Source organism: Levilactobacillus brevis ATCC 14869 = DSM 20054, from assembly GCF_001433855.1.
Lineage (GTDB): Bacteria > Bacillota > Bacilli > Lactobacillales > Lactobacillaceae > Levilactobacillus > Levilactobacillus brevis.
This window is the reverse complement of sequence record NZ_AZCP01000007.1, coordinates 108,521-118,231: the sequence shown is the minus strand read 5'-3', so window position 1 is coordinate 118,231 and position 9,711 is coordinate 108,521. Positions and strand designations below refer to the sequence as shown.

The 9,711-nt window shown below is 47.1% G+C and carries 9 protein-coding genes; all 9 read right to left on the bottom strand.

Going from position 1 to position 9,711, the window contains the following annotated elements; translation table 11 throughout:
* Positions 1-316: 316 nt before the first annotated feature.
* Positions 317-1,339, bottom strand: coding sequence for a tRNA dihydrouridine synthase DusB (dusB, locus tag FC61_RS11985; RefSeq protein WP_021742933.1), 1,023 nt, complete (start codon positions 1,337-1,339; stop codon positions 317-319).
* A gap of 1 nt (position 1,340) precedes the next feature.
* On the bottom strand, positions 1,341-2,228 hold the full coding sequence (gene hslO / locus FC61_RS11980) for an Hsp33 family molecular chaperone HslO (RefSeq protein ID WP_011667308.1): 888 nt from the start codon (positions 2,226-2,228) through the stop codon (positions 1,341-1,343).
* 112 nt (positions 2,229-2,340) lie between these two features.
* Positions 2,341-4,440, bottom strand: coding sequence for an ATP-dependent zinc metalloprotease FtsH (gene ftsH, locus FC61_RS11975; RefSeq protein ID WP_011667307.1), 2,100 nt, complete (start codon positions 4,438-4,440; stop codon positions 2,341-2,343).
* A gap of 108 nt (positions 4,441-4,548) precedes the next feature.
* On the bottom strand, positions 4,549-5,091 hold the full coding sequence (gene hpt, locus FC61_RS11970; protein WP_011667306.1) for a hypoxanthine phosphoribosyltransferase: 543 nt from the start codon (positions 5,089-5,091) through the stop codon (positions 4,549-4,551).
* A 16-nt stretch (positions 5,092-5,107) separates the two neighbouring features.
* Positions 5,108-6,460 (bottom strand): tRNA lysidine(34) synthetase TilS, encoded by a 1,353-nt coding sequence (tilS, locus tag FC61_RS11965; protein ID WP_035465143.1) that lies wholly within the window; start codon positions 6,458-6,460, stop codon positions 5,108-5,110.
* Between the two features lie 70 nt (positions 6,461-6,530).
* Positions 6,531-7,076 (bottom strand): S1 domain-containing RNA-binding protein, encoded by a 546-nt coding sequence (locus FC61_RS11960; RefSeq protein WP_011667304.1) that lies wholly within the window; start codon positions 7,074-7,076, stop codon positions 6,531-6,533.
* 260 nt (positions 7,077-7,336) lie between these two features.
* A complete protein-coding gene (locus tag FC61_RS11955) occupies positions 7,337-7,747 on the bottom strand; it encodes an FtsB family cell division protein (RefSeq protein ID WP_021742935.1) in 411 nt (136 codons plus the stop codon).
* 109 nt (positions 7,748-7,856) lie between these two features.
* A complete protein-coding gene (locus FC61_RS11950; protein WP_011667302.1) occupies positions 7,857-8,129 on the bottom strand; it encodes an RNA-binding S4 domain-containing protein in 273 nt (90 codons plus the stop codon).
* A gap of 1 nt (position 8,130) precedes the next feature.
* Positions 8,131-9,711, bottom strand: a complete 1,581-nt coding sequence (locus FC61_RS11945; RefSeq protein ID WP_021742936.1) for a putative polysaccharide biosynthesis protein — start codon at positions 9,709-9,711, stop codon at positions 8,131-8,133.

The following is a 9,711-nucleotide window of genomic DNA, read 5'->3' as shown; positions in this document are numbered from 1 at the left end:
AAGTGCTCCGTGACAACTTTTAAAGTATATCATGTCGTCCAAATCATGTCAACATCTTTTTAAAACTTTTGAATATATATTCAACCGGGTGGCTGAGATATTCAGATGCTCGATGCCTTTCGACAACATAAAACATTGTATCAGTTGCTGTTTGACGCGTCAAGCATTATTTTCAAATTGTATGACTATTCAGCAATTTGTTTTTTATGCATTTCTGTCGTTCACAGCAACAGGTAATATCTTACCAAGCATCCCGTCTTAGGTCAAGGATATTTACAAAATAAATCAAAAAAAATAGGACATAACTGTCCTACCCTTAATTTCGATATCGTCGAACCGGCTGATGTTGTATCGTCGCCGTCATCCGCTCCAAAAATTTGACCAGCAGATCATGCATCACAGCTTCTTCAGTTGCATCCGTAATAGCGACCTTAGTTCGGGCCGTATGCGGAATTCCCTTCAAGTAATAAGCAACCTGATTGCGAAAATCCCGTGGTCCTTCTACTGGTCCCTTGGCAACACACAACTTGTGCAAGTGTTCCAATGCAATCGTGATTTTTTCCTGTGGTGTTGGTTCTGCCAGCAATTCATCAGTTGCCAGGTAATGATTGATCCGTTGCAACAGCCATGGGTTCCCCATAACCGCTCGTCCAATCATAACCGCATCTGCGCCAACCTCATTCAACATCCGTTGCGCATCTTGTGGCGTCCGCACATCACCATTCCCCATGAAAGGAATGGTTAGATGCTGGGCAACCTCCGCTAAAATCTGCCAATCTGCTTGTCCTTGATACATTTGCTTCCGCGTTCGACCATGCATAGCCACCGCAGCAGCCCCAGCCCGCTGCGCCGCCAAAGCATTATCAACCGCAAAAATATGATGATCGTCCCAACCGGTTCGCATCTTAACTGTCACCGGCTTTTTTACTGCCGCAACAACTGCTGCCACCATATCGTGAACCTTTTGTGAATCCAGTAGCCATTTGGCACCCGCATCCGTATTAACTACTTTGTTCACCGGACATCCCATATTGATGTCAATAATATCCGCTGCCGTCTGTTGATCAACAAATTGAGCAGCCTGTACCAAGGTTTTCTGGGTGCCACCAAAGATCTGAATACTCATCGGATGTTCTTGCGCATTCACAGCCATCATTCGTAACGTTCGTTGATTATGATAATGAATTCCTTGCCCAGAAATCATTTCACATTCAACCAACCCGGAACCGAACGCCTTACAGATCGTCCGAAAAGCCACATTCGTTACCCCCGCCATGGGAGCAACCACCACTCGATTGGGAATCGTAACATCGCCAATCTGCCAACTTGTGCCTTCCATACTACTTAGCCTGTGCTTCCGTTAAAATGGCCCGTAAGTCATCTTCCGAAAATTGATACTTTGTCCCACAAAAATGACAAACTGCTTCGGCACCGTGATCTTCATCAATCATTTCCTGTAACGCTGCTGGTTGAATGGAAGCCAACGACTGGGCAAACCGGTCCTTAGAACAATCACACTTAAAGCCCACAGGCATTTTTTGGACAATCTTGATCTTTTCTTCTTTAAATAGAAGTGCCAAAATTTCTTCCGGTGTCTGTCCAGCCAGTAATAGTTCTGATACCATTGGCATCTCTTTAATCCGCTGTTCTAACCGCGCAATTGCTTCATCGGAAGCACCAGGCATTACCTGAATCAAGAACCCGCCGGCAACCTTAACTGTATTATTAGGCTGTACGAACACGGATACCCCCACTGCACTTGGGATTTGTTCCGACTTAGCCAAATAGTAAGTAAAGTCTTCACCTAATTCACCGGACACCAATGGCACTTGCCCAGTATATGGCTGGCCCAGGCCTTGATCCTTGGTAACCGTCAGCATACCGTTAACCCCAACCGCCTTTTTAACATCAATCTTGTGCTTTTCATTAAGCGGCAGGCTAGTATGTGGATACTGTAAATATCCCTTAACCGTCCCGTTAGCATTGCCATCAACAACAATGGCCCCCACTGGTCCATGTCCATTCACTTTGACAGTTAGCTTTTCATCCCCCTTTAGCAAGGAAGTTGAAAGTAACATCGTTCCAATCAGAGTTCGACCCAAGGCCGCCGTGGCGGCACTCCAAGTATCATGCCGCTGTTGCGCTTCAGCGACTGTTTCCGTGGCGTCAACCACGTATGCGCGAAACATGCCACCGTCAATTAAACTTTTTACTAAATAATCTGCCATTCCTGTAAACGTCCTTTCGTTTCTTTTCATCATGCCTTACCTTACCAGAATCCACACCATTTGCAAACACAAAAGGGACCGGAAATATTCCGGTCCCCTTCAACGCAATCAACTATTCAGAATGGTCAGACTCATGATCATCCGCTGCTGAACTAACGGCTGAATCAGCTGAGCTGGATTCATTGGCCGCAGAAGAAGCTAATTTAGCTTCCGTAGACGCCTGACGTTCTGCTTCCCGACGTTCTAATTCACGCTTGGATTCTTCAAAAGTTGCTGCCTTTTCACTTGGAAATTCGCTGTCGCCAGACTTTTCAGGCATCTTCCCAGTATTAAACAAGCTGAGAATTTGCTTTTCATCCAACGTTTCGTATTTCAGCAAGGCTTCTGCAATAATCTTGTGTTCTTCCTTGTGTTCTTCCAAAATCTTCCGAGCAGTCGCATGGGCTTCCTCGATGATTCGGCGAACTTCGCTATCAATTAAGTTAGCTGTTTGTTCCGAGTAGGCTGGTTGGTTGGTATAGCCCGCACCAACAAATGGTTGACCGCTGCCACTTTCCAGTGCCACCGTTCCCACTGCTTTACTCATCCCATACTGCGTAACCATGGAACGTGCAATTTGCGTTGCTTGCTCAAAGTCATTTGAGGCACCAGACGATTCCGAATTGAAGATCAACTCTTCAGCCGTTCGTCCACCCATTAACCCAGCAATTTGTTCCATAGCATCCTTCTTGGACATCAGCATTTGGTCTTCACGCGGCAACATGATCGCGTAGCCGCCAGCGCGGCCCCGTGGAACAATGGTTACCTTGTGGACAACCCGGGCGTCGTTCAAGACTAAGCCGACAATTGTATGCCCGGCTTCGTGGTAAGCCACCGTCTTGCGTTCTTGCGGACTGACTACCCGATCCTTTTTGGCTGGTCCGGCAATCACCCGATCTTCTGCTTCATCTAAATCAGAAGCATCAATTTGGGTCTTGTTCCGGCGAGCCGCCAATAGAGCTGCTTCGTTCAATAAGTTTTCCAAGTCAGCCCCAACAAAACCAGGCGTTTGCTTAGAAATTTCTTTTAAGTCAACATCATTAGCTAATGGCTTATTCTTAGCGTGGACCTTCAAAATCGCTTCACGACCCTTAACGTCCGGACGGCCAACCAGAATCTTCCGGTCAAACCGACCTGGCCGCAACAAAGCTGGGTCCAAAACATCTGAACGGTTAGTTGCCGCCATTACGATGACACCTTCACTACCAGTGAAACCATCCATTTCAACCAATAACTGGTTCAAAGTCTGTTCACGTTCATCGTGGCCACCGCCCATGCCGGCGCCCCGTTGACGACCAACTGCATCAATTTCATCAATAAAGATGATTGATGGTGCAGCTTTTTTGGCCTGTTCAAAGAGATCCCGTACACGGCTAGCCCCGACACCGACAAACATTTCTACGAAGTCTGAACCAGAAATTGAGAAGAATGGCACAGCTGCTTCACCAGCAACGGCCTTAGCCAGTAATGTTTTACCAGTTCCTGGCGGGCCCTCCAGAAGCACCCCAGATGGAATCCGGGCACCCAAAGAGACAAACTTACGTGGATTCTTCAAGAACTCGACCACTTCGACCAGTTCTTGTTTTTCCTCTTCCTCACCAGCAACATCAGAGAAGCGAACCTTATTCTCCTTACTATCAGCTGGCTTAGCTTTGCTCTTCCCAAAGTTCATAACGCGCCCATTGCCGCCACCTTGGCCGGCTTGGCCCATCATCATGTAGAAGAAGAAGAAAAAGATGAGTAGTGGTGCTACATAGACTAACAGATTAATCCAGAAGCCACTAGATTCTTCCGCCTTGGTATTGACCTTTACATTGTGATTCTTAGCGGCCTTATCAATCGCTGAAACCGTCGAGTTATTCGTCAAGACTTGCGTACTAAAGCTTGTTACCGCCGTACTTTGCGAACCGCCAAGACTAAAACCGGTATTGGTTGCCCGCTTTTGTGCATTGCGGTACTCACCAGTAATCTTGTAAACGCCTCCGGATGGTTGAATGGAGAAGTTCTTGATCTTATTCGCATTCAAGTCTTTCACGAACTGACTCGATTGGATTTCTTGGGATTGTGAGCTTGTGTTATTACCATTGAATAGGTATACCACACCAATGACCAATAAGAAGATCACAATATAAAACAGGCTGTTACGAAACAGACCGTTTCGTCGATTATTCATGTCGTGCCTCCTTACCCACAGTTCCCAGCCTTAAGTCTAGGAACGAAATTAAGAGCTTGTGCTCTTTTACTAAATAAGATGTTATCACAATTGACTATCATTGACTAATTATTTATCTGAATAAACTGACGGCTTCAAGACACCGACGTAAGGAAGATTTCGATACTTTTCCTCGTAGTCCAAACCATAACCAACCACAAATTCGCTAGGAACATTAAACCCAACGTAATCCGCTTTGGCTTCCACGACCCGACCACTTGGCTTGTCCATTAACGTGCAGACCTTAATCGACTTCGCTTGACGATCCTTCAACAAGTCTTCCAAGTATTTCAGTGTCCGACCAGTATCGATGATATCTTCCACCAAGACAACGTCGCGGCCAGCAACATCTGTATCCAAATCCTTCAGTAGACGAATCGTCCCAGATGATTCGGTCCCACCATTATAACTAGATACATCAATAAAATCGATGGTGGCGTAGATATCCATGTCACGAATCACATCGGTCATGAATAGGATAGCCCCCTTTAAAACACAAACCATCAGTGGGGTCTTATCCCGGTAATCCTCGGCCAATTGTTGACCTAACCGTTTGCACGCGGCAGCAATATCTTCTTCACTATATAGGACCTTTTCAATATCGTTATTCATACTGTTCCCCTTTCGTCTATTCAGCTTTCAACCCAATATGATAGTTTTTGGTATGTGAGCGCGGTGGCCGTACCGCCCACTTTACACCCAATACAGCCAAAACAGTTCCCTGGGCCGTTACCAACACTTGTTGTTGGGCCCGCTGTTCACGCGGAATCTTCGCATTAATTAGTGCCCGACGAACTGGTTGGTGGTGGCCAGTTCGCAGCCGCAAGCGATCACCCGCCTGCCACTCGCGAACCATTAACGGAAAGTCCGCTGTCGTCAAAGCAATTGTTTCATGCGTTATCATTTTCGCTGTATCTGTTGTAAAGCAGCCAAGTTGGCGACCGTGTCCAATTGATTGCCATTGGTCTAAGTCTACCATAAATCTAAAATGTTCCACGGATTTTTCATCGTTTTTTTTCGGTTGCCAGAAGCGAAAATGCGTATAGCTTTTGGTCAGTTGCCACCCTTCACTAAAAACGACGCTACCGGTGGGATGTTGCCCGTTTGCCAGCAATTGCAAACACTGATCAATCTGCGGATATCCCGCCGAAATAGTTGGCGCCTGCTGTTTGATCAATCGGGTTAGCAGTAACCGTTGTTCAGCAATCGAATGACGTAACAATCCCGCCACATTATCAGACCTTGTCATGATTGTTTGTAACTGTTGATCTAAAGCTTGATCACTGATCATTAACGTTTCTTGCAGTTGCTGGGCATACGTCATCACATGTTCAACCACCTGAGGATTCTCTTGTTTCAACAACGGAATGAGCTGATGCCGAACTCGATTACGACTCGCTATCAACTCTTGATTAGTGGCATCCTCGTACCACGGCACTTGTTGCTCACGAGCGTAGGCTTTGAGTCGTTCTTTAGTGAAGGGAAGCAAGGGCCGAATAACTCGGCCACCAGCTAAAGGCCGGCTGGCCGCCATACCGGTTAATTGTGCCAGCTGACCACCCCGAATGAGCTTTAATAGGATTGTTTCAACCTGCTCGTCGGCCTGATGAGCCGTTGCCACCCAATCCGCCTTTTGTTGGTGCAATTGCTGGGCAAAAAAGTCATAGCGAAATGCCCGCGCAGCAGCTTCCACACCATGGCTTGGATGTTGGTCAATCGGCCATTTGGTTGTCACCAGCGGTATCTGATGGGCGGCACACCATTTTTTTAAAAAGGCGGCTTCCGTTTGACTCTGCTGTCGCAATTGATGATTCACATGCACGACTGTCAGCTTCGGCCGCATGGTCACCGGTAATGTCATGAGCAACTGTAGCAGCACCATCGAATCAACCCCAGTAGACACCGCCACTAGCCCGTGTTGTTGTGAATCGGCCCATCCCTGTGCCTGCCAATTTCGTTGAAAATCACTTTTTAGCGTCACTTGTTCCTGCCCCCAACAATTCAACCATTAAGAAAAAGGGCCGCACGAATGCGGTCCCTATCAAAGACAATTAGCTACGCCGACCGCCACGGCCGCCACGTTTGCCCTCAGTGTTACGTTTAATTGTTGCCAGTCGATCCTCACTTTGTTTCAAGAACCCTGACATCATATCGTCAAAATTTTCTTCATGTTTAACCGCATGATGACCGGAAAACCGACCATTGGCTGAGCTATGATGTGGCCGCGGTCCATTATTCTCGAAACGCCGACCGCCATGGTCACCGCCGCGATTTCCCCCATTGCTATGATGGTCATGATCGCCACCGCGGGCGCCCTCATGATGATCATTATGCGCATGGTGCGGCCGTTCTGATGCCGGATGATCCGTAGCTTTACGAATCGATAACCCAATCTTACCATCGTCGCCAACAGTCAAGACTTTGACTGTCACCTCATCACCAACAGATAAGACGTCATGAATATCCTTTACATACCCGTCAGAAATTTCACTAATGTGCACCAGCCCGGTCTTGTGGTCACCTAAATCAACAAATGCACCAAAGTTCGTAATTCCGGAGACCTTTCCGGTAACTTTAGCTCCAACCTCAATTGCCATAAACAAGAAGTTCCTCCTTAAAATAAGTGGTTTTAGTATAACACAATTTTAACCAATCCCAAACGCCAAAACACAAAAAGCCTCTCATAAATTCTGGTTTTCACACCCCTAGTAAAGCCCGTTAAATTAACTTTCTAGCCAACTCCCCTAATGTTACGGCTTTTCATTAAGTCTATTAAGAATCCACAGCGCTTTCAGAAAAGTCTCGCCTATTTAGACAAATAAAAAAATCGAAACCTAACGTTTCGATTTTCCAATCACTATTTTGCGGTGACATCACTCGCATGGTCCCCAGGTAGACTATAGATAGTCTCCCCCGACTTCGAGTAATAATACTTCGAGCGGATTAGCTGAGCGACGTAATCCTGATTATTCAATTGTTTAACTTTAAGATCCAGCTGGGTATTTTCTGCCTTGGTCTTCGTCAATTGACGTTCACTCGTGGCCACTTGCTGATTGACCTTGTGCAAGCTGGCATTGGTCCGAATGAGTTGGATGCCTAGGATTAAAGCAAACACAGCAAATACCAACCCGATACGCAAAGCCCGACGCATCCGTCGACGACCCAACCATCGCGTGTGGTGCTGGACTGCCTGCTGATGATCCAGTTGTCGGGTATAGTCATTTTCAAGCCGTTTTACTTTAGCCGTTTGTACTTTTTCATCAGCCATCCCACTCACTCCTCAAATTTAACCAGATAGTTTAACTTGAGTATAGCAAGTTTCAATTTCCCCGTCTAGCTAGTTAAGCAGATTGTAAAATACTCGTCACATTATGCGGTTATTCTTGGCGGAAATCTTGGGCGTATTCTTCCTTGACGATGGTGTACATCCGTTCAGCATCGTCTTTCTTAGTCGTCTCCAATAATTCATCCACAGTAATGGTTAACGTTTTATTACCAAACTTGATCACCAGTTCATCTCGTGGTGCCACTTCCGTTGAAGACTTGGCTACCTTACCGTTAATCTCAATTCGGCCCTTGTCCGCAATTTCCTTGGCAACTGAACGCCGCTTGATAATCCGAGATACTTTCAAATATTTATCTAATCGCATATTATTTTCCTCCAAAATGACGCAATTTTTGCCACAATTTTAATAATGTTCTCGCGTGGGGAATCGCCAACCATTCCCGCACGGTGAGTAACTGCCAGCTAAGTGCCAAACTAAAGAAGATGATCACACCCACCGGAATCGTAATCAACAGCGCACCACCAGCAGCGAGTCGTCCAGTTGCTAAAGTGGGCCACCAGTGTTCTAGTAAGTCGCCAGTTAATTGAACACCAGCCACCATGAGGATGGTACATCCTAGCAGTTTTCGAATGAATGACCGCTGCCAGATGCCTGTCCGTAAGTCACGCGCTGAGCCATACCAAATGATGGCAAACGTGACTCCTAAGCTCATAACCGTTAGCCAACTCGCTCCGACTCCGCCGAAATGTATGACTGACCACCGATTGAAGAGACATTTAACAATAAAGCCCGTCATTAAAGCCACCACCGTTAACCGATAGGTATCCTGACTTTGTAAGACACTATTATAAGTCTGAATCAACGTCGCTAAGATGATACTAAGCATGTAGATGGCTAACATGCCCACTCCTTGCGTATTGCCAAATAGCAATCGATCAATCCATGGCATCAGACTGATTAGACCCGCAGTTGCTGCTGCCGCTATAACCAAAGCAATCCGCATCATTGTTGTCGTCAAGCGTTTAAACGCTTGAGGATGACGCTGTCGCTGGGCTTCGGTCAAAGCAGGGAGTAGTGAGGTGGCAAAGGCCACCGCAACCACCAATCCTAATTGGACTAGTGGCTGAGCCCGATCATAAACCCCTTTCAGACTCTTGGCGGCTAGATCACTCATGCCGCCCGCAACCAGTCCATTCTTAACCGTAAACGAATCGACCAGCTGTAATAACACCATCATCGCTGTTAGCAAGCAGAGTGTGCCACCCTCGATCAGCAATCGCCGGCCTAAATGGGGCAAGCGACGACCTGCTGATGACTGTGCAGTGCGCCACCGCGGTAGCGTCAATAATGCGGCTACAGCCGCGATGGTACCACCGCTGAGTGCCCACGTACCCATTCGATACACTGACCACCCATGATGCGTCGCCCAGCCAGCCGCTGCGAGAATAACGATCACCCGGACTAATTGCTCGACGACTTGGGAGCGGGCAGTTGGTAACATATCAAATCGGCCCTGATGATAGCCCCGTCCAACGGAAAGTGCTGGCATAAATAAGAACATCCACGCCACCATTTGAATCAAGGGCGTCAGCTGGTGATCGCCCATTCCTCGTGCTAACCAAGGGGCGCCCACCATCAACCCGCCAAAAATCACCACGGCTAATCCCCCAGTCCACCGGTAAACTTGCCGAGCAACGGTCTGTTGGGTTGCTAAATCGGGGGCTTCCGCAATCAACTTAGAAATAAAGACGGGTAGGCCACTCAATGCAAACGTCATGCCAATGCCATAGAGTGGATACACTTGCTGATACACATAAAATCCAGTATTCCCCACCATATTCTGAAAGGGTACCCGATAAACAGCGCTCAGTAATTTGGCAACAAATGCCGCAACTGAGAGAATCAGGGCCCCCTGTAAGGTGGTATTAACATTGCGGTTGCCCAT

Coding starts and splice junctions, on each gene's coding strand:
- dusB (WP_021742933.1), bottom strand. CDS start 1,339: ATGGAAGGCACAAGTTGGCAGATTGGCGATGTTACGATTCCCAATCGA.
- hslO (WP_011667308.1), bottom strand. CDS start 2,228: ATGGCAGATTATTTAGTAAAAAGTTTAATTGACGGTGGCATGTTTCGC.
- ftsH (WP_011667307.1), bottom strand. CDS start 4,440: ATGAATAATCGACGAAACGGTCTGTTTCGTAACAGCCTGTTTTATATT.
- hpt (WP_011667306.1), bottom strand. CDS start 5,091: ATGAATAACGATATTGAAAAGGTCCTATATAGTGAAGAAGATATTGCT.
- FC61_RS11960 (WP_011667304.1), bottom strand. CDS start 7,076: ATGGCAATTGAGGTTGGAGCTAAAGTTACCGGAAAGGTCTCCGGAATT.
- FC61_RS11955 (WP_021742935.1), bottom strand. CDS start 7,747: ATGGCTGATGAAAAAGTACAAACGGCTAAAGTAAAACGGCTTGAAAAT.
- FC61_RS11950 (WP_011667302.1), bottom strand. CDS start 8,129: ATGCGATTAGATAAATATTTGAAAGTATCTCGGATTATCAAGCGGCGT.
- FC61_RS11945 (WP_021742936.1), bottom strand. CDS start 9,711: ATGGGCAACCGCAATGTTAATACCACCTTACAGGGGGCCCTGATTCTC.